The sequence below is a fragment of the Williamsia soli genome (assembly GCF_017377795.1).
Lineage (GTDB): Bacteria > Actinomycetota > Actinomycetes > Mycobacteriales > Mycobacteriaceae > Williamsia > Williamsia soli.
On sequence record NZ_JAFRDR010000002.1, the window covers coordinates 839,498 to 859,222 of the forward strand.

The following is a 19,725-nucleotide window of genomic DNA, read 5'->3' on the forward strand; positions in this document are numbered from 1 at the left end:
TGTCGCCGCGTGCCGCGAGGCGCGGCCGGAAGTCACTTACCGATCAGTGCGACCACCAGCAGTTCCTGCACCACCGTGAGCCAGTGGTACACGTCGAGATGAGCCGCCATCGGGTCCCCTTCCGGAAGTTGATCGGGGGTGGACTCGTCGATACCGATCATCGCGCCGAGCGCCAGCCGCACATCGTTGATCGCCGAGAGCCACTGGTCGGCCTCCTGCGGACTCAGCGAGATCTGACCGCCGCCGGCCGGCAACGAATCCAAGACCACCTGCGCCGCTTCCTGTTTCGCGTTGATGATGTGCGGTTCGTGCAAACTGCGCAATGCGCCGTTGAGGTCCCCGGTCACCGCGTCCACGGTGGTCGTCTCGTCCTGGTCGGGGCGGTGGAAGTCGGGGAACAGCCTCCCGAGAGTCGCATCCGTCGGCGGTGTCGAGTGTCCAGCCTCGATGCCTGTCAGGTCTGCCAGCGAATCGGTCGGTGCGGTCGACTGCCGCTCGTCGAGCAGCTCGGTCATCGACGTGACGAGTGAGGCGATGAGGTCGGACTCATGAGAGTCGAGTTCCGAGGTTATCCGCAGCCGCTCGCCCGATCCGCGCCGTTTCCAGTTGCGCACTGGTCAACTGTCCCGCTGCATGGTGGCCCACAGGCCTGCGGCATGCAGTTTCTGGACGTCGAGTTCAACCTTGTCCCGATCGCCGGTGGAGACGACGGCGCGGCCTTCGGTATGAACCTGCATCATCAGTTCCGACGCCCTCGTCTCGCTGTATCCGAAGAGCTTCTGGAACACGTACGTGACGTAGCGCATGAGGTTCACGGGATCGTCCCACACGATGGTCACCCACGGCCTGTCCACTGCCTGGTCACGTTCGGCAACGGCGGTACTCGACGGGGTAATCTCGTGCTGACCGTCGCCCGCCGCCAACCATGGTTCGCAGCGGGGCGGTGCGGTCATCATCTGTCCGCGCATGACGCCTAGGGTACCGATAGTGACCGCTTCGAAGACAGCCTGCTGCGCCCACACGCCGGTACGCGCCGCGGCCTAGGGTGTTGACGGTGACCTCAATGAACACAGCATTGTTGACAGACCAGTACGAGCTCACCATGGTTGCAGCCGCGCTCGCCGACCACACCGCCCATCGCACGTGCACGTTCGAGGTGTTCGCGCGTCGATTGCCGGATGGACGCCGCTACGGTGTCGTCGCAGGGACCGGGCGTCTGGTCGAGCAACTCTCGCAGTTCCGATTCGGTCCGGAGCAACTCGCAGTCGTGGAGAAGTTCCTGGACGCCGACACCCTCGAGTGGCTGCGCAACTACCGGTTCTCGGGAGACATCGACGGCTACCCCGAAGGCGAGCTGTACTTTCCCGGTTCTCCGATTCTCACAGTGCGCGGGAGCTTCGCCGAAGCCGTGGTGCTCGAGACCCTTGCCCTGTCGATCCTCAACCATGACAGCGCCATCGCCTCCGCGGCCGCCCGCATGGTCACCGCAGCCGGATCTCGCCCGATCATCGAGATGGGGTCGAGGCGTACCCACGAGCAGGCCGCGGTCGCATCGTCGCGGGCCGCGTATCTCGCGGGCCTGTCGGCGACGTCCAACCTCGAGGCGGCGCGCCGGCACGGCGTGCCCAGCGCGGGCACCAGCGCTCATTCGTTCACCCTGCTTCACACGAGCGCCGACGGCCCCGACGAGAAGGCCGCATTCGCGGCGCAGGTCGCAACACTGGGCGTGGGTACGACGTTGCTCGTCGACACCTACGACATCACCCAGGGCGTCGCCAGCGCGATCGAGGTCGCGGGCACCGAGCTCGGCGCGGTCCGCATCGACTCCGGTGACCTCGGGGTGCTCGCCCGGCAGGTTCGCAGGCAACTCGACGACCTGGGTGCGAGCAATACCCGCATCGTGGTCTCCGGCGACCTCGACGAATATGCGATCGCGTCATTGCGCGCCGAACCCGTCGACGTCTACGGGGTCGGGACGTCCCTGGTGACCGGGTCCGGGTCACCCACTGCGGGCATGGTCTACAAACTGGTCGAGGTCGACGGGATTCCGGTGGCAAAACGCGCCAGTCACAAGGAATCGCGGGGCGGTGCGAAAACCGCGATACGCACCGCGAAGGCCACCGGCACCATCGTGGAAGAGATCATCTACCCCACCGGTACCGCGGCGCCGGAGACGACACTCACCGCACGGCCGCTCCAGATCCCGCTGGTACGCGGTGGCGAGCCCGTCGTGGATCTGCCAACCCTCGATGACTCCCGAGAACACCTCGCTGCTGCCCTTGTCAGTCTTCCGTGGGAGGGTTTGGGACTATCGCGGGGGGAACCGGCAATACCGGTCCGGTTCATCGCGCCAGAAACGCACCAACCGGAGGGGTATCGACCGTGACCCAACACATTCGAACAGCTCTGCTCATCGTCGACGTCCAGAACGACTTCTGCGAAGGTGGCTCGCTGGCGGTGTCCGGAGGCGCCGCCGTCGCCGCAGCGATCGCGGCCTACACCGACCGCGATCATGGTTATCTGGCGGTCGCCGCAACCCGCGATCACCACATAGATCCCGGCAATCACTTCTCCGAGACGCCCGACTTCGTCGACAGCTGGCCGCCGCACTGTGTCGTCGGCACGCCCGGTGTGGATTTCCATCCCGCGTTCGACGCCGGCGTCGCCGATGAGGTCTTCTCCAAAGGTGAATACAGTGCGGCCTACTCCGGTTTCGAGGGCACGAACGCAGCTGGCGTCGCGCTCGGTGACTGGCTCCGCGAACGCGATATCAACGCCGTCGACGTCGTCGGACTGGCGACCGACCATTGCGTCCTGGCCACCGCACTCGATGCTCGGAAGGCGGGTTTGACGACCCGCGTGTTGCTCGAGTACTCCGCCGGTGTCAGCCCCGAGACGACCGGGGCGGCCATCGCGACGATGACCGGGGCCGGGGTCTCTGTGGTCTCCGCTGTCGCGGCCCGGCCGCTGTGACGCTCCCGGTGCTACGGACCACCGGGGCGCGATGACAGACATCCCCGAGGTGCCCGACCTGCTGTCGTCTGCGGTCGAGGCGCTCGGTGGGGCCAGGCGCGATGGACAGCTGAAGATGGCATCGGCCGTCGCCCACTCCATCGACACCGGTGAGCACCTGGCCGTCCAGGCCGGCACCGGCACCGGCAAATCTCTGGCGTATCTGGTGCCGTCGCTCCGTCATGCGGTGGACACCGGCAAGACGGTGGTGGTCTCGACCGCGACCATCGCGCTACAGCGTCAGCTCGTCGAACGCGACCTCCCCCGGACGGCCACGGCACTCACCGGTCCCCTCGGCCGCGCGCCCGAGTTCGCGATCCTCAAGGGTCGCGGGAACTACCTGTGCTTGAACAAGATTCACGCGGGCACCATCGAGGAACCGGATGGCGACCTGTTCGAGGCGATCGGCGGCGCAAAAGCCGACCCGTTTGCGGCTTCACGGCTCGGCCGGGAGGTCACCCGACTCCGCGAGTGGACGTCGGACACAGAGACCGGCGATCGAGACGATCTGACGCCCGGGGTGACCGACCGGTCGTGGCGCCAGGTCAGCGTCTCGGCACGCGAATGCCTCGGCGCCACCAACTGCTCCTACGGCGCGGATTGCTTCGCCGAGAAAGCCAAGGCCAGAGCGGGAAAGGCCGACGTCGTCGTCACCAACCACGCGCTGCTGGCCATCGACGCGATGAGCCCCGCCGCGATCCTGCCCGAACACGACGTGGTCGTCGTCGACGAAGCCCACGAACTCGCCGACCGCATCACCTCGGTCGCGACCGCCGAGATCTCCGGTGCGTCGGTGGCCGGCGTGGCCAGGCGGTGCGCAAAACTCGTCGACGACGAACTCGCGGACGACATCTCCGGCAGCGGCGAACTGATCGAATCACTACTCGAGGACAACGCACCGGGCCGGTGGACCGGGCTCCCCGACGGAGCACCCCTCGCCCTCTCGTCGTTGCGTGACCGGCTGTGGAGAGCGCACACCGCGATCGGACCGGTGCGACGCAGTGGCGAGGTCGACCCCGAGGCCAACGCGGCCCGGTCGGCAGCACTGACCAGCCTCGAGGAGATGCATGACACCGCGGTACGCATCCTCGCCGCGTTCGACGACCCCGACGAGGCAAAGCGACCTGACGTGGTCTGGATCGGCGAAGACCTCGTCCGCGGCGACCGCAAGCGCGTGCTGCGAGTAGCGCCACTGTCGGTCGGCGGACTGCTGCGGGCTTCGCTGTTCGCGCACGCGACAGTCATCTTGACCTCGGCGACGTTGACCGTCGGTGGATCGTTCGATGGCCTGGCCGCGAGCTGGGGACTGCCACCTCATCGCCCCAGCGCCAGCTCTGCCGACCAGGACTCGGACCCGGAGACGGAGGCGACCAGGTCCGCGCAGAGCATCACCGCGATCGGCAAACCCCCGCCGGCCGACGACAAGAAGGTCACGTGGAACGGTCTCGACGTGGGTTCGCCCTTCGACCACCAGAAAGCAGCCATTCTCTACGTGGCCAAGCATCTGCCCGCGCCGGGCCGCGAGGGGATGTCGGCCCGCACTCTCGACGAGGTGGTCGAACTGATCACAGCCGCGGGTGGGCGGACGCTTGGCCTGTTCTCGTCCATGCGGGCGGCAAAAGAGGCGGCCGAAGCGGTGCGCACGCGCATCGACCTACCCGTCCTGTGCCAGGGTGACGGCGCCACGGGCGCCCTGGTGAAGGAGTTCGCTGCCGACGAGAAGACGTGCCTGTTCGGGACTCTGTCGCTATGGCAGGGCGTCGATGTGCCCGGTCCGTCGCTCAATCTCGTCCTGATCGACCGGATCCCTTTTCCCCGACCCGACGATCCGCTGCTGATGGCCCGCCAGCGAGCGGTCGCCGCACGCGGTGGCAACGGTTTCATGGCCATCGCGGCAGGCCATGCTGCACTGCTGCTCGCGCAGGGAACGGGCCGCCTCTTGCGCGGCACGTCGGACCGCGGCGTGATCGCGATACTCGATTCACGTTTGGCCACAGCTCGCTACGGGAACTATCTGCTCGCGTCGCTGCCGCCGTTCTGGCGCACGACCGACGGACAGCTGGTGCGCGGCGCGCTGTCCCGACTGCAGGGGACGAACACCACCGATGGCGGCAGAGCCTGAGCCGGATACCTCGATGTCGCATACGGTGGGAAGCAGCACGACGACGTGAGCAACGCTGGCAACAACACTGTGAGAGGTGGCCGACAAGGTGATTGGGCGCATCGGGATCGATGACATAGCCCCAGTGGTTTCTTCGGGTCAGTTCGCCGCGAAAGCGGTTGTCGGAGAAATCTTTCCAGTCAGTGCAACCGTATGGCGCGAGGGCCACGACGCGGTGGCCGCCACCCTGCATGTCGAGGGTCCGAGTCGCGCGGGTGCTCTGGATGTTCGAATGTCGCCGGGTGCGGAGCCCGACACGTTCAACGCATTCTTCAGTCCCGACGCGACGGGCTACTGGTCTTATCGCATCGACGCGTGGAGTGATCCCTTCAGTACCTGGCGCGACGCAATGGACAAGAAGCTCGCGGCAGGTCAAGGGAGCGCGGAGCTCGCGAACGACATCGAACGGGGTGCACGGCTACTCGATCGCGCCCTCGAACTCACACCCCCGACAGATCGTGACACGTTGACGAACGCGGCCACGGCGCTGCGCGACTCGCATCTGGCACTGCCGGACCGCGTCGGACCCGCATTATCGGCGCAGACAGCTCACCTGCTGACGACCTATCCGGTCCGCGAACTCGTGACCAAGAGTCGTACCCACCGGGTGTGGGTCGACCGCACCCGGGCCCTGTTCGGGTCGTGGTACGAGCTGTTCCCACGCTCCACCGGAGGTTGGGACAACGAGGGACGCCCCGTACACGGGACATTCCTGACCGCTGCGGAGGATCTCCCACGGATCGCCGACATGGGCTTCGACGTCGTATACCTCCCACCCATCCACCCGATCGGTGAAGTCAACCGCAAGGGGCCCAACAACTCGGTGACCGCCGGCCCGGACGATGTCGGTTCACCGTGGGCCATCGGGTCGAAGGACGGTGGGCACGATGCGATTCATCCTCGCCTCGGTTCTTTCGAGGACTTCGAGTACTTCCGGCATCGCACGGAAGAACTGGGCATGGAGGTCGCACTCGACCTTGCTCTCCAGTGCGCACCAGATCACCCGTGGACCACCGAGCATCCGGACTGGTTCACCGCCGAACCCGATGGCAGTATCCGGTACGCCGAGAATCCCCCCAAGAAATACCAGGACATCTACCCCCTCAACTTCGACGACGACCGCAACGGAATCTTCCGGGGTGTCCTCAAAGTGGTTCTCGGCTGGGTTGCCAGGGGCGTCAAGATCTTTCGGGTCGACAACCCTCACACCAAGCCACCGGACTTCTGGGAGTGGCTCATCGTCGAGGTGAAGAAGCGCGATCCCGACGTCTTGTTCCTGGCTGAAGCGTTCACCCGCCCGGCCCGCCTGTACGGACTGGGCAAGCTCGGTTTCACGCAGTCCTACACGTACTTCACCTGGCGTACCGCGAAGTGGGAGATCACCGAGTTCGGGAACGAGATCGCGGGTAACGCCGACATCGCCAGGCCGAACCTGTTCGTGAACACGCCCGACATCCTGCATGAATCGCTGCAGCACGGCGGTCCAGGGATGTTCGCACTGCGCGCGGCGTTGGCCGCAACCCTGTCCCCCACGTGGGGCGTGTACAGCGGGTACGAGCTGTACGAACACCACGCCGTCCGAGAAGGCAGTGAGGAGTACCTCGACTCCGAGAAGTACGAGCTGCGTCCCCGCGATTACAAGGGTGCATCGAGCCGGGGCGAGTCACTCGAAGGCTGGATCCGGTCGCTGAACGAGATCAGGCGACGACATCCCGCGCTGCAGCAGTTGCGGTATCTGAAGTTCCACCACGTGGACAACGATGCGTTGATCGCGTATTCCAAGTTCGACCCGAAAACCGGGGATACCGTGGTGGTCGTGGTGAACATCAACCCGTACGGTGCGGAAGAATCCACGCTGTGGCTGGACATGCCGTCCATCGGATACGACTGGCAGGACCGGTTCAGCGGGGTGGATGAGGTCAGCGGCGAGAGTTTCCACTGGGGTCAGGCCAATTTCGTTCGACTCGAACCCTGGCGATCGGTGGCCCACATCGTCGCGCTGCCCCCCATGCCCGAAGCCGCCCGCCGTAACCTCGCGTTCAGGACACCCTCATGACAACATCATCTGACGCTGTACCCGACGCACTGCTGCCCGCAGCAGACCTCGACCGGTTACTCGCGGGCACCCACCACAATCCGCACGGCGTCCTCGGCGCCCATCCGGTCGGTGAACATACCGTGCTACGCACCCTCAAACCGGATGCGAGCGCGGTGAGCGCGATCATCGGCGGCACCGAGTACCCATTGACACAACAAGATTCAGTGCTGTGGGTCGCAGCGGTGCCGATCACCGACCTCATCGACTACCGCTATCGGGTCACCTATCCGAACGCCGACGACGGCGGCTCCGACCGCGAGTTCGTCGTCGCCGACGGCTACCGGTTCCTCCCCAGTCTCGGCGAGTTGGACATCCACCTGTTCACCGAGGGCCGTCATGAACGGCTGTGGGAGATCCTCGGCCCTCAGGCTCGGCTCTACACGACAGCCGACGGCGACGTCGGCGGCACCAGTTTCGCCGTGTGGGCGCCCAACGCCCAGGGCGTGACGCTCATCGGCAGTTTCGACGGCTGGCGCGGACACACCGCACCCATGCGTTCGCTGGGATCGAGCGGCGTGTGGGAGGTGTTCGTGCCCGACGTCGGACCCGGGACCACCTACAAGTTCCGGATCACGGGCAACGACGGCATCGTGCGCGAGAAGGCCGACCCCATGGCACGCGCCACCGAGATCCCCCCGGCGACTGCGTCGGTGATCCCAGAGACGTCGTTCGAGTGGACAGACGACGCGTGGATCGCAGACCGTGAGCAGATCGTGGCCACCGACGAGGCGATGAGCGTCTACGAGGTCCACCTCGGATCGTGGCGCCAGGGTCTGGACTACCGCGAGCTGGCGCAGCAGCTCGGCGACTACGTCATCCAACTCGGTTTCACGCACGTGGAATTGCTGCCGGTATCCGAGCATCCCTTCGGCGGCTCCTGGGGCTATCAGGTCACCTCGTACTACGCACCGACGTCGCGGTTCGGAAGCCCCGACGACTTCCGCTACTTCGTCGATCATCTCCATTCCCTCGGAATCGGTGTCCTCGTCGACTGGGTCCCCGCCCACTTCCCGAAGGATGCCTGGGCGTTGGCGCGGTTCGACGGCACCCCACTCTACGAACATGGCGACCCCCAGCGCGGCGAGCAATTGGACTGGGGTACCTACGTTTTCGACTTCGGCCGCAACGAGGTCCGCAACTTCCTGGTCGCCAACGCGCTCTACTGGTTCGATCAGTTCCACATCGACGGACTTCGCGTCGACGCCGTGGCCTCCATGCTCTATCTCGACTACTCCCGACCCGAGGGGGGCTGGTCCCCCAACATCTACGGCGGGCGCGAGAATCTCGAGGCAGTTCAGTTCATCCAGGAGATGAATGCCACCGTGCACAAACACCATCCGGGTGTCGTGACTGTCGCCGAAGAATCCACGTCCTGGCCCGGCGTGACGCGCACCACCACTCTGGGTGGCCTCGGTTTCAGCATGAAGTGGAACATGGGTTGGATGCACGACACCCTCGGCTACCTCGGCCGTGACCAGATCCATCGGAGTTTCCACCACCACGAGATCACCTTCTCGCTGATGTACGCCTGGAGCGAGAACTTCGTCTTGCCGATCAGTCACGACGAGGTGGTGCACGGTAAGGGCACGTTGTGGTCACGGATGCCTGGCGATTCCCGGGCCAAGGCCGCGGGCGTTCGATCACTGCTTGCGTACATGTGGGCGCATCCCGGCAAGCAACTGTTGTTCATGGGCCAGGAGTTCGCGCAGACACCGGAGTGGTCGGAGAACCGCAGTTTGTCCTGGGATCAACTCGAGGGCTGGGAAGGTGAATTGCACTCCGGGGTCCAGGCACTGGTCACCGATCTCAACAGCGTCTATCGGGCCCACCCCGCGCTCTACAGCCAGGACATCACGCCCAACGGCTATTCATGGATCGACGCCAACGACACCGCGGGCAACATCATCAGTTTCCTGCGCTGGGGATCGGACGGTTCGGTGGTGGCATGTGTGTTCAACTTCTCTGGCACCACCCGCACCGAATATCGCGTGGGACTGCCGTCGGCAGGCACGTGGACCGAGATCCTCAACACCGACGCACCGGCATACAGCGGCAGCGGCGAGGGCAACCTCGGTCAGGTGATCGCAGCGGAAGAGGAGTGGCACGGACGTCCTGCCTGCGCCCGGTTGACCCTCCCGGCCAACGGGGCCATCTGGCTCACCCCGGCCTGACGGCCGAGGCGCTAGATGACAACCGGTCGGGTACTGATCGGGCCGCTGATCGGCGTTGTCCTACTGGTGTTGGCGGCATGCGCCTCCGACGATCGCCGCGAGCAGGTCACCGGCGATGCGGTGTCCGCCTTCAGCGATGCCTTCACCGTTGCCGGGATGCCGGTCACGACCGGGCCCAATGGGCTGCGATCGGGCACCACCGGACCTGATCTGGACATTCGCGGAGGCACCGGCGACCAGATCGACGAACTCATGGCCGCTGCCTTGGCCGACCTGGACACGTACTGGAAAAAAGCCTTCGAACCCGCGTTCGGCCAGAGCTTCAAGACCGGCCTCAGCTTCGTCTCGTGGGATGCCGAAGCGTCCGAGTCACTGTCGGAGTCGTTCTGCGGGCAGTCCACTTTCCGCCAGGTCAACGCCGCGTTCTGCCCCGATCGCGTCGAAATCGGCTGGGACAGAGGCGTGCTGATGCCGGCACTACTCGAGGAGTTCGGCCCGATGGCCCCGGTCACCGTGATCGCGCACGAGTACGGCCACTACATCCAGATGATCGGCGGCTTCGACAAGTCCGCCTCACCCATCGTCAGCGAGCAACAGGCCGACTGCCTGTCGGGTACCTTCATCCGCTGGCTCGCCGAGGGCCACGGCACGTATCTCGAGATCAACACCGGAGACGGGTTGAACACCGCCATCGCCGCACTCATCTCGGCGCGAGACGGTCGTCGCGGCCAATCCGATCACGGCACCGCCTTCGAGCGCGCCGATGCCTTCGAGACGGGATTCAGCTCCGGGGCCGCCTTCTGCGGCGCGATCGGCCAGCTCTACGTCGACGAAAAGCGTGATCAGATGCCCCCACGATTCGACAACACCGGGTCGATCGACTCCACGCCGTTCAGTGAGGCCGGTTTGGAGTCTGTGGTGACGTCGGTAGAGAGCTTCTTCGACCTCTCCGAGGCGGTTCGGCCGGTGGTTGAGCGCACGGCACTCGACGGCTCATGCGCAGACGTCGATCTGGCCGAGGTCGCGCAGGCTCCGGTCGCATTCTGCCCGAGCACCAACACGGTGTCGATGGATCCCGATCAGCTCGCGCTGATCGCCACGAACGGCACGAACGGGCCGGCTGGGTTGCCCAGCTTCATCGGCGGCGATTTCAGCGCCTACTCGCTGGTGGCGTCGCGGTATTCGGTCGCTGCGCAGAGCGCCCGCGGGCAGGTGATCGACCGGCCGGTCACCGCTGCGAGGGCGGCGTGCGACACCGGCCGCTGGGCCCGTTCCACCGCCGATTCCGGCACGTTCACGTTGCGTGGCGGTGACCTCGACGAGCTGGTGTCAGGTCTCCTGGTCAGCGGCGCGGTGGCGAGCGACGTCGCCGGCCGCTCACTGCCGAGCGGATTCGCGCGGATCGACGCCTTCACAGCCGGGTACTTCGACCCTGAGGACGGCTGCTCGCGCTACGACCCGTGACGTAGCGCGACGTCGCCGACCCTCGGGAGTCAGTACAGAGCTGTCGCCAGTTTGCGCCGGGCCGCGACCACGAACGACTCGGCCGGATCGAAGAGTTCGAACAGCTCCAGCAGTCTGGTCCTGGCTGCGGTCCGCTCGTCGCCCGCGGTTCGTGAGATCACCTTGATGATCCGATCGAACGCGGCTTCGGGCTGCTGGTTGAGCAACTCGAGGTCGGCCGCCGCCAACTGGGCCGGAACATCGTCCGGTGCCGCGTCGGCGAGGGTTGCGGCATCGTGCTTCTGGGCGCGGGCGACGAACTCGAGGTTGCGCACCAGCGAAGCGGCTTCGACGTTCCCGGGTTCGGCTGCAGCAATTTCCTTGTAATCGGCAAGGGCGCCGTCGATGTCGCCGTCGTTGAGCTTGGTCTCCGCGGCGATCATGCGCGGGTCCTCGGGCTCCGGTTCAGGTTCGGCACCATCCGCAGCCGGAGCACCGGTCAACTCTGCTCCGTGTTTGGCGAGGAGGTCGTCGATCCAGCCCTGGATCTGCCCCGCAGGCTGGACCCCCGCGAATGCCGACACCGGTTGCCCGGCGACGATCGCGACCACGGTCGGAATCGACTGCACTCCGAACAACTGCGCGATCCGCGGATTGGCATCGACATCCACCTTCGCCAGCACCCACTTGCCACCGGACTGCGCAGCCAGCGCCTCCAGGGTCGGCGAAAGCTGTTTGCACGGCTCGCACCAGGTCGCCCACAGATCGACGAGGACCAGAACCTGTCCGGATCGCGCCACTACGTCGGCCTCGAAGTCGGCCTCGGTCACGTCGTACACCGCAGGAAACGCGCCGCCGGACGACGGCGCTGCGGCGCCACCGGCGGGAGGTGCCGGCGACGCGGGACGATTCGCCTGCGCGCGCCCGGCATCGGCGCGCTCCTTCAACACCGAGAGGTCAACTGCACCGGACATCGCGGCGGCTGCTCTCACTGCGGACGCGGAAGCGGGATTACGTTGTTGCGGTCTGCTCACCAGTCCAGTTTGGCACGACCTCGAAGCGATGTGTGCTGAGGTCTTCCAGCGTTCGCCACAAGCTGACAGCGCCAGAAACCGACATAGCAGATTGTCGAGTCAGTGAGACGTCGTGCGCACGGGTTCGGTCGCGGTGTCGCGCGGCCGGACGATGGGGGCGGCCACCGCGGCGAACAGCATTCCCGCGGCCGCGATCCACAGCGCAGACCCGAGCGACCACCAGTGACTCAACGGGCCGATGACGGCCGGGCCGGACAACATCCCGACATAGCCGAAGCCCACCACCAGCGAGATGGTCTGACCGCTCGATCGCTTCGAGAGATTTCCTGCAGCGGTGAACAACTGCGGTACTCCCCCGGCCACACCGAGGCCGAAGATCGCCCACCCGACAACACTCAGCAGCGGCGTCGGAGAGCAGATGACGACGGCGATTCCGGCGACTGCGACCAGTGCCCCCACCCGGACCACCGCCACCGGACCCAGCCTCGCGCTCACAGCGTCCGCCGAGAATCTCGCGATCACCATCGTGGCGCTGAACGCCCCGAACGCGACGGCGCCCATCGCTTCGGGCTGGTCGAAACGCTCGACCAGATGCAAAGCACTCCAGTCATAGGCAGTGCCCTCGGCGAGCATCACGCTGAAGGCCACCGCAGCCAGCAGTGCGATCCGGCCCCACGGTTTACGCTCCACGCCGTCTGCGACGATCTCCGCATCGGACCGTCCATCGCCCGGACGTCCGGGGAGTAACGACCCTGCCAGTAGCAGTGTCGTCGCGACACCGAGCGCGCAGCACACGAGCAAGGTCGCAGGCAGTGGGACGTCGGTTGCCACCGTGGCGGCGACCACACCCGATCCGATCAGGCCTCCGACGGAGAAGAATCCGTGAAACGACGACATGATCGGGCGGCCGTATTCACGTTCGGTGAGAACCGCCTGTGAGTTCATGCAGACGTCGAGTGCGCCATTACAGAAACCGAACGCCACCAGCGCCAACGCGAGTGAGGTGGTCCCGGTGGCCAGGCCGGGCAGGACGATGGCGCCGGACAGTGCGATCGCGCTGATGACGGTGGGATACCGGGACCCGAACCGGTCGGTCAGCGGTCCCATCACCTGCATGCCGATGAACGCGGACCCGCCGAGCGCCAGCAACAGGCCACCGAGGGTGGCATGATCGACGCCGGTCCGCGACTGCACAACCGGAATATGTGCCACCCACATGGCAGCGAGCAGGCCGTTGAGAGCAAAGATCCCCGACACCGCCACCCGCACCCGCGGGTGCAGATGGGTGGCGGCAGCCGGGGATGTCGTCAGGAGGCGGCAGCCTTGGACGATGACCCCAGAGCGTCAAGATGTCCGTTTCGCTTTGCCCACACCTCGAAAAACAGCGTGCCGAACGGCGGGATGCTTGCAGCCAAGGCCCAGATCGTTATCGGAAGCCTCAAACGAAAGGAAACTTTCGGCAGCGGCGTCTCCACGATTGTGCGGTTCCACCCGAACACGAAAGCGGTGGCGATCGTGATCAATACATAGACGACGAACACGATGCCGTGCACCATGCCCGGCACGGCAACGGCCTCCTCATGGCCCAGCACCCACTTGAAGAACATCGCGATCAGCAGCGCCAGCCAGGTGATGGCCTCGGCGATCGCCACGATACGAAACAGCAGTGCTGTGGCCGACCTGCTCATTTCGCGGGCACCGTGATGATGAGGGCGTCGCCCTGTCCGCCTGCGCCACACAGCGCCGCAGCGCCGGTTCCGCCTCCGCGCCTGGCCAATTCCAAAGCGAGGTGCAGCGTGATCCGTGCACCGGACACACCGATCGGGTGGCCGACCGCGATTGCGCCGCCGTTCACGTTGACCTTGCTCTCGTCGACACCGAGGTCGGCGGCGGAAGACAAACCGACCGCGGCGAAGGCCTCGTTGATCTCGAGGAGGTCGAGATCCTTGGGGTCGATGCCCGCACGCCCGCAGGCCTTGCGGATGGCGTTGGCCGGTTGATGCTGAAGAGTGGAGTCGGGGCCGGCGACGACACCGTGCGGTCCGATCTCGGCCAGCCCCTCGAGTCCGAGGGCCTCGGCCTTGGTCTTGCTCATCACGATGACCGCGGCTGCGCCGTCGGAGATCTGCGAGGAGTTGCCGGCGGTGATCGTGCCGTCCTTGCGGAACGCAGGGCGCAGGCGACCGAGTGAATCAGCGGTGGTGTCGGCTCGGATGCCCTCGTCCTCGGAGAACTCGATCGGGTCGCCCTTGCGCTGAGGGATGCTCACGGGCACGACTTCATCGGCAAAGAGCCCGTTCTTCCACGCGGTGGCCGCACGCTGATGCGACTGGGCGGCGAACTCGTCCTGCTGGACACGGGTGAACTTCTCTACGTCGTTCTGCTGCTCGGTGAGAGCTCCCATGGCCTGGTCGGTGAACGGATCGTGCAACCCGTCGAACGCCATGTGATCAACCAGCTCGGTGTTGCCGTACTTGAAGCCGCCGCGGCTGCCCGGCAGGATGTGCGGGGCCTGAGTCATCGACTCCTGGCCACCGGCCACCACGCAGTCGAACTCGCCGGCGCGGATGAGCTGATCGGCCAGCGCGATCGCATCGATCCCTGACAGGCACATCTTGTTGATGGTGAGAGCTGGAACGTCCCAACCGATTCCGGCCTTGACCGCCGTCTGCTTCGCAGGCATCTGCCCGGCGCCCGCGCCCAGCACCTGACCCATGATCACGTACTCGACCTCGGAGGCGGGAACGTTCCCCTTCTCGAGTGCCCCGCGGATGGCGATCGCGCCCAGGTCCACAGCGCTGAAATCCTTGAGCGAGCCCATCAATCTCCCGATGGGGGTGCGCGCTCCCGACACGATTACCGACGTCGACATCTCTTCTGACCTCTCTTGACAAAACCGCCGGAGTTCTCCGGCAACCGGGAGCAAACGTCTCCCGGCCAGTGGCTGAATGGTGTAATGGCCTCCCCCAACGCTACCTTTAGACCATGAGTGCCTCTGAACAGAACCCCCAGTCAGCGACGCTGAGCGCCATCGGCGATCTGGTCACCGCCATCGATCACGTGGGCATCGCCGTGCCCGACCTCGACGCCGCGAAGGCGTGGTACCTCGAGAACCTCGGTCTGGTCACCCTGCATCAGGAGACCAACGAGGCGCAGGGCGTCGTGGAAGCAATGGTCGGCCCCGAGGGCGCCGAGAAGACGCATGCGCTGATCCAGTTGCTCTCCCCCATCGACGAGACCTCCACGATCGCGAAGTTCATCGACCGCAACGGCCCTGGCCTGCAACAGATGGCCGTGCGCGTCACCGACGTCGAAGAGGTGACCCGTCGCCTGGTCGCGAATGGTATCCGGGTGCTCTACGACACCCCCCGCCGCGGCACCGCGAACTCACGCATCAATTTCATCCACCCGAAGGATGCCGGTGGCGTTCTGCTCGAATTGGTCGAGCCTGCCGCCGACCCCCACTGAGTGGTGCGAGGACACCGAGCACCGCTCAGCGGGCACCTGCTCTCGTGGATGGTTGCAGCACGGTAACTCCTCGCCGGCGCCTGGCCGTCGTGGCAGGTATGGCGTTCGGAGCAGCGTAAAATCTCCACCATGCCAAACCACGAGGCCACCTCTGCTTCCGGCTTGCCTTTCGCCACCGTCATGCGCGGCTATGACCGCGATCAGGTCAATGACTTCTTCCGGCGTTTCGATGCCGAAATGCGGGTGATCGCGGCAGATCGGGATGCCGCGACCGCCAATGCACGTGAACTCGCCGACAATCTCGAGATCGCCCGTGATGAGATCGACGCGCTGCGCCGGGAGGTCAACAAACTCTCCGTTCCGCCGACCACGGTCCAGGGCATGAGTGAGCGCGTGTCGAGCATGCTCCGGCTGGCCTCCGACGAGGCTTCAGAAATTCGTGCTCGTTCCGAAGCCGAAGCAGCAGAGACACTGTCGATTGCGAGACAGGAAGCACAAGAGCACCGCGACGAAATCACTCGCCAGCGCGAGGAGATGGCGCGGCGTCGTGAGGCGATGGAATCCGAGCACGAGGCCACCATGAGCGCTGCCCACGAACAGGCGAAGCGCATCATCGCCGAGGCTACTGCGCAGGCCGAGGAACTCGATGCCCGCGCTCAGAGCAACCGGGAGCGGATTCAGGAAGATTTCGATCTGACGATGGCCGCCCGGCGCTCGGAGGCTCTCGAGCAGGCGAAGGAACTCGATCGCAACAGCAAGGCGGAGGCCAAGGAGCGCCTCGACACTGCTCGTGCAGAGGCGGAGAGCACGCGGCAACGCGCTGCATCGGCTGCCACCGAGCGGGTCACTCGCGCGCAGGAGGTCACTGAGCAGATCCGGGTGCTGCGCAGCCGGATGCTGGCTCAGCTCAGCGAGATCCGCAGTCAGCTGGACGAGGTTCCCCAACTCCTGGCAGAGGCCGAAGCCGAACCGGAACTCCTCGATCCCGACACCACTGGACTTCTGAACAAGGAGCTGTCGGACAACGCGCTGCTGCACAAGTCCGGATCGCAGGCACCATCGGATCCATTCGAGAACGATGACGAGCCCTCGACCGAGGCGAGCACCACAGACGCAGAAGCCGACGCGGACGCGGACGACGCGCCAGAGGAGATCAGCGCTTCTTACCGCTAGCGATGTTCTTGCCGCGACGCCAGCATCCTGTGTGCCAGTGCCTGCGCTCGGCGACGAGGCTGCCACCCCCGTACTCGTCCGCGGGCCAGACGACCACGTGTGGGGTACGGGCAAAGATCACCTGGTTGCAGCCGGGGCACCGATACTCTTTGACCGCGCGCTGGCCGCTGATGGGCCGGACGTAGTGGTCGTACCCGTCCGGTCCCGACTCGATGATCTCCACGGTTGTTCGCCTGGGCTCTAGAAGAGCTTGAACTCAGTGCTCTCGGTTCCCCGGAGCTTGTCGTAATCGAGTGTCACACAACGGATCCCTCGATCATTCGCCAGGGTTTTCGCTTGCGGTTTGATCTGCTGCGCCGCGAACACTCCGTGCACGGGCGCCAGCAAGGGGTCTCGATTCATCAGTTCGAGGTAGCGGGTCAGCTGTTCGACGCCATCGATCTCGCCGCGGCGTTTGATCTCCACGGCGACCGAGACGCCGTCGGCATCCCGGCATAGCAGGTCGACCGGCCCGATGGCGGTCATGTATTCGCGTCTGACCAGCGAGTAGCCACTTCCGAGTGTCTCGACATGCTCGGCGAGCAGTTCCTGCAGATGCGCTTCGACACCGTCCTTGATCAGTCCCGGATCCAGGCCGAGCTCGTGGCTCGAATCGTGCTCCACAGCAAAGATCGTGATCTGTAGTTCCTCGCCCGCCTTGTTCGTGACGACCCAGAGTTGGGGAGCCTCCGCTGTGTCCGGCTCGGTCTCCACCAGCCAGCACGGCGGACTCATCCAGTTCAATGGCTTGTACGCACGGTCATCGGCATGCACGCTCACCGAACCGTCGGACTTGATCAACAGGAGTCGACGCGCTCTGGGGAGGTGGGCGGTGAGCCGACCAACATAGTCGACTTGGCACTCGGCAATGACTAGACGCACGACGTCCACCTTAGGCCCGTGGCACCGGACGCCAGCGGCCCCCTGCCGCGCGCCCGCCATATTCTGGTGTGGTGTCGATCATGCGAGTGTCCTCCACCGAAATCTATGCCAATCCCTGGCTGTCGCTGCGTGAGGACGAGATCGTCCGGGCCGATGGCAGCCCGGGTATCTACAGCGTCATAGACAAGCCTGCCGGCGTGATCGTCATCCCGCGCGATGACGATCGCCTCTACCTCGTCGAACAGTTTCGATACGCGGTGCAGGCTCGGCGTTGGGAGTTTCCCGCAGGCACCGCGCCTGATCGGCAGAGTCTTCCTCCGGAAGAACTCGCCGTGAGAGAGCTCTCGGAGGAGACCGGATTGCGGTCGCAGTCGATGACGCAGATCGGGTCTGTCGATGTCGCACCGGGTTTCAGCAGTCAACGACAGGCAGTGTTCCTGGCGGAAGCCCTGTCGCCGGGTCCACCCGCGCGCGAACACGAGGAACAGGACATGGACGCACGATGGTGGACCGTCGAGCGGGTGTGGGCGGCGGTGGCGTCCGGCGAGATCTGCGACGCGCAGACCCTCGCTGCTCTGGCGTTGTTGATCACGCACGATGCCGCGAAGACTAGCCCTCCTCGACCGCCAACTTGAGCAAAAAATCCTCCGCGCGGATGAGCGCCTCGTGCATGGTGGTCACCACATACTCGAGACCGGGGCCAGGCTCACTCCGGTGGGCACTGCGGCGGACCACGACGCCGTCAGGATCCACGATGACCGCGCTGCGCTGAGCACCCTTCAAGTTGCGACTGGCCCCGACGAACATCGATCGGGACACCTCGTCGACGTGGTCCACCCTGGTCATGTCGAGGATCGCAACCTCGAACTCCTGCGCGGTGGCACGCAGTCGTCGCAAGACGCTCTCGGTGCCCGAGAACGTGAGGTCGCCCTGGAGCTCGAAGATCCTGATCCGGTCACGTTTGCCACGAAGGTACCGGCGTTCGGTGTCGGTGCGATCGGTGTCGGGGCGATCGGTGTCGATGTCGAGTTCGGCCGCAGTGTGGAAAGACCTGACGGTCACCCTGCTCTCGCGAGCAACGTTGAACATGTGCAGCCCCAGGTCCGCCGACAGCCGCTTGCATGCGGCCACCCCGCGAACACTGTTTCCGTGTTCGTCGAGCAGCGGCGAGTACACACCGATACCGAGTTGGCCGGGCAGGACAGCCATGATTCCGCCGCCGACGCCGCTTTTCGCCGGCAGTCCGACGGTGGTGACCCAGTCTCCGGCTCCGTCGTACATGCCGCACGTGGTCATCACACTCAGTACCCGCTGGACCACCGCCTGCCCGACGGCACGTCTGCCGGTCCGCGGGTTGACCCCGCCGTTAGCCAGTGTTCCGCCGATCACAGCGAGGTCATCGGTTGTGACGATCAATGAGCATTGCCGGAAGTAGAGGTCGATCGCAGCTTCCGGAGAAGCCTGCAGAACCCCGAAGCTCTGCAGCATGTACGCGATGGCCCTATTGCGGGCCCCGCTCCGCATCTCTGAGTTGTAGACATCCGAGTCGAGGACCAGCTGCCGACCCGCACACGCCGAGTAGAACTCCAACAGTTCCGCGAAGGCGCGATCGACATCGGGCTCCACCTCGAGGAGCATCGACGCCGACAAGATGGCACCGGCGTTGATCATCGGATTGCGCGGCCGCCTCTTGCTGTCGACGCTGATCTCGTTGAACGCCTCGCCGGAGGGCTCGACTCCGATTCGCTCGTCGACCAGTTCGAATCCCTTGTGCGTCAGGGCAAGCGCATAGGTCAGCGGCTTGGATACCGACTGGATGGTGAACCCTACATCCGCGTCGGCAATGGAGTACACGTAGCCGTCGTGCAGGGCGAGAGACAGTCCGAACTTCGTCGGATCCACACGCGCCAATTCTGGGATGTAATCGGCGAGCTCGCCATCCGTGCCGACCAGACAGGTGTTGCGTATGTGTTCGAGGTAGGCCTCCACCAGAGAGGGGCCGGCGACCAAGGATGACATGTGTTCATCTAAGCAAACGTGGACATATATCGGCAGGTCAGGAGCGGATCTGTGCCAAACGCACTGAAGGCCCCTCACGAATGAGGGGCCTTCAGCGGAAATTGTGTTCGGCGGTGTCCTACTCTCCCACACTGATTAGGGTGCAGTACCATTGGCGCTGGTGGGCTTAGCTTCCGGGTTCGGAATGGGACCGGGCGTTTCCCCACCGCTATAGCCGCCGTAACT

At 65.2% G+C, this 19,725-nt stretch carries 18 protein-coding genes and 1 rRNA gene; 9 read left to right on the forward strand and 10 right to left on the reverse strand.

Annotated features, from left to right (window positions below; translation table 11 throughout):
• Positions 1-32 precede the first annotated feature (32 nt).
• The gene (gene aosR, locus J3S28_RS08480; RefSeq protein WP_207839437.1) at positions 33-614 is read right to left on the reverse strand and encodes an oxidative stress transcriptional regulator AosR; all 582 of its coding nucleotides are present in this window, start codon (positions 612-614) and stop codon (positions 33-35) included.
• A 3-nt stretch (positions 615-617) separates the two neighbouring features.
• Positions 618-953 carry an ATP-dependent Clp protease adapter ClpS gene (gene clpS, locus J3S28_RS08485; protein ID WP_237341335.1) on the reverse strand — a complete coding sequence of 112 codons (336 nt, stop codon included), beginning with the start codon at positions 951-953 and terminating at the stop codon, positions 618-620.
• Between the two features lie 101 nt (positions 954-1,054).
• On the opposite strand from clpS, the gene J3S28_RS08490 reads away from it, so the two are divergent.
• From J3S28_RS08490 to J3S28_RS08515, 6 genes are all read left to right on the forward strand, one after another.
• Positions 1,055-2,386 (forward strand): nicotinate phosphoribosyltransferase, encoded by a 1,332-nt coding sequence (locus J3S28_RS08490; protein ID WP_207839439.1) that lies wholly within the window; start codon positions 1,055-1,057, stop codon positions 2,384-2,386.
• The gene (locus tag J3S28_RS08495; RefSeq protein WP_307796960.1) at positions 2,383-2,973 is read left to right on the forward strand and encodes an isochorismatase family protein; all 591 of its coding nucleotides are present in this window, start codon (positions 2,383-2,385) and stop codon (positions 2,971-2,973) included. Before J3S28_RS08490 ends, J3S28_RS08495 begins: the two co-directional genes overlap by 4 nt.
• Before the next feature lie 31 nt (positions 2,974-3,004).
• On the forward strand, positions 3,005-5,134 hold the full coding sequence (locus tag J3S28_RS08500) for an ATP-dependent DNA helicase (RefSeq protein ID WP_207839440.1): 2,130 nt from the start codon (positions 3,005-3,007) through the stop codon (positions 5,132-5,134).
• 88 nt (positions 5,135-5,222) lie between these two features.
• On the forward strand, positions 5,223-7,229 hold the full coding sequence (locus tag J3S28_RS08505) for a maltotransferase domain-containing protein (protein WP_207839615.1): 2,007 nt from the start codon (positions 5,223-5,225) through the stop codon (positions 7,227-7,229).
• Positions 7,226-9,442, forward strand: coding sequence for a 1,4-alpha-glucan branching protein GlgB (gene glgB / locus J3S28_RS08510; protein WP_207839441.1), 2,217 nt, complete (start codon positions 7,226-7,228; stop codon positions 9,440-9,442). The genes J3S28_RS08505 and glgB overlap by 4 nt, the downstream gene beginning before the upstream one ends.
• 15 nt (positions 9,443-9,457) lie before the next feature.
• Positions 9,458-10,906, forward strand: coding sequence for a neutral zinc metallopeptidase (locus tag J3S28_RS08515; protein WP_207839442.1), 1,449 nt, complete (start codon positions 9,458-9,460; stop codon positions 10,904-10,906).
• A 29-nt stretch (positions 10,907-10,935) separates the two neighbouring features.
• Here J3S28_RS08515 and J3S28_RS08520 read toward each other — a convergent pair whose 3' ends face one another.
• From J3S28_RS08520 to J3S28_RS08535, 4 genes are all read right to left on the reverse strand, one after another.
• On the reverse strand, positions 10,936-11,859 hold the full coding sequence (locus J3S28_RS08520) for a tetratricopeptide repeat protein (RefSeq protein WP_207839617.1): 924 nt from the start codon (positions 11,857-11,859) through the stop codon (positions 10,936-10,938).
• A gap of 159 nt (positions 11,860-12,018) precedes the next feature.
• Entirely contained in the window at positions 12,019-13,182 is a 1,164-nt protein-coding gene (locus J3S28_RS08525) for an MFS transporter (RefSeq protein WP_307796962.1), read from the reverse strand.
• 44 nt (positions 13,183-13,226) lie between these two features.
• Positions 13,227-13,607: a DUF3817 domain-containing protein gene (locus J3S28_RS08530; RefSeq protein WP_207839445.1), complete on the reverse strand. Its 381-nt coding sequence runs from the start codon at positions 13,605-13,607 to the stop codon at positions 13,227-13,229.
• A complete protein-coding gene (locus J3S28_RS08535) occupies positions 13,604-14,791 on the reverse strand; it encodes an acetyl-CoA C-acetyltransferase (protein ID WP_207839447.1) in 1,188 nt (395 codons plus the stop codon). The genes J3S28_RS08530 and J3S28_RS08535 overlap by 4 nt, the downstream gene beginning before the upstream one ends.
• Positions 14,792-14,904: 113 nt before the next feature.
• Between J3S28_RS08535 and mce the strand changes: the two genes are divergently transcribed.
• Complete coding sequence (gene mce / locus J3S28_RS08540) at positions 14,905-15,387, forward strand: methylmalonyl-CoA epimerase (protein ID WP_207839449.1); 483 nt, start codon at positions 14,905-14,907, stop codon at positions 15,385-15,387.
• Between the two features lie 129 nt (positions 15,388-15,516).
• The gene (locus J3S28_RS08545; RefSeq protein ID WP_207839450.1) at positions 15,517-16,560 is read left to right on the forward strand and encodes a coiled-coil domain-containing protein; all 1,044 of its coding nucleotides are present in this window, start codon (positions 15,517-15,519) and stop codon (positions 16,558-16,560) included.
• Here the strand turns inward: J3S28_RS08545 and J3S28_RS08550 are convergent.
• Together J3S28_RS08550 and nucS are read right to left on the reverse strand one after the other, a co-directional pair.
• Complete coding sequence (locus J3S28_RS08550) at positions 16,541-16,783, reverse strand: Rv1322 family protein (RefSeq protein WP_207839451.1); 243 nt, start codon at positions 16,781-16,783, stop codon at positions 16,541-16,543. The genes J3S28_RS08545 and J3S28_RS08550 overlap by 20 nt on opposite strands.
• Before the next feature lie 17 nt (positions 16,784-16,800).
• Positions 16,801-17,481 (reverse strand): endonuclease NucS, encoded by a 681-nt coding sequence (gene nucS, locus J3S28_RS08555; RefSeq protein ID WP_207839452.1) that lies wholly within the window; start codon positions 17,479-17,481, stop codon positions 16,801-16,803.
• A 68-nt stretch (positions 17,482-17,549) separates the two neighbouring features.
• Here nucS and J3S28_RS08560 point away from each other — a divergent pair, with 68 nt between their 5' ends.
• The gene (locus tag J3S28_RS08560) at positions 17,550-18,116 is read left to right on the forward strand and encodes an NUDIX domain-containing protein (protein ID WP_207839453.1); all 567 of its coding nucleotides are present in this window, start codon (positions 17,550-17,552) and stop codon (positions 18,114-18,116) included.
• On the opposite strand, the gene glsA is transcribed toward J3S28_RS08560, so the two are convergent.
• Positions 18,091-19,500 carry a glutaminase A gene (glsA, locus tag J3S28_RS08565; RefSeq protein ID WP_207839454.1) on the reverse strand — a complete coding sequence of 470 codons (1,410 nt, stop codon included), beginning with the start codon at positions 19,498-19,500 and terminating at the stop codon, positions 18,091-18,093. The two genes, J3S28_RS08560 and glsA, sit on opposite strands and share 26 nt — an antisense overlap.
• Positions 19,501-19,605: 105 nt before the next feature.
• Positions 19,606-19,722: ribosomal RNA gene (rrf, locus tag J3S28_RS08570) — 5S ribosomal RNA — on the reverse strand.
• Positions 19,723-19,725: the final 3 nt, after the last annotated feature.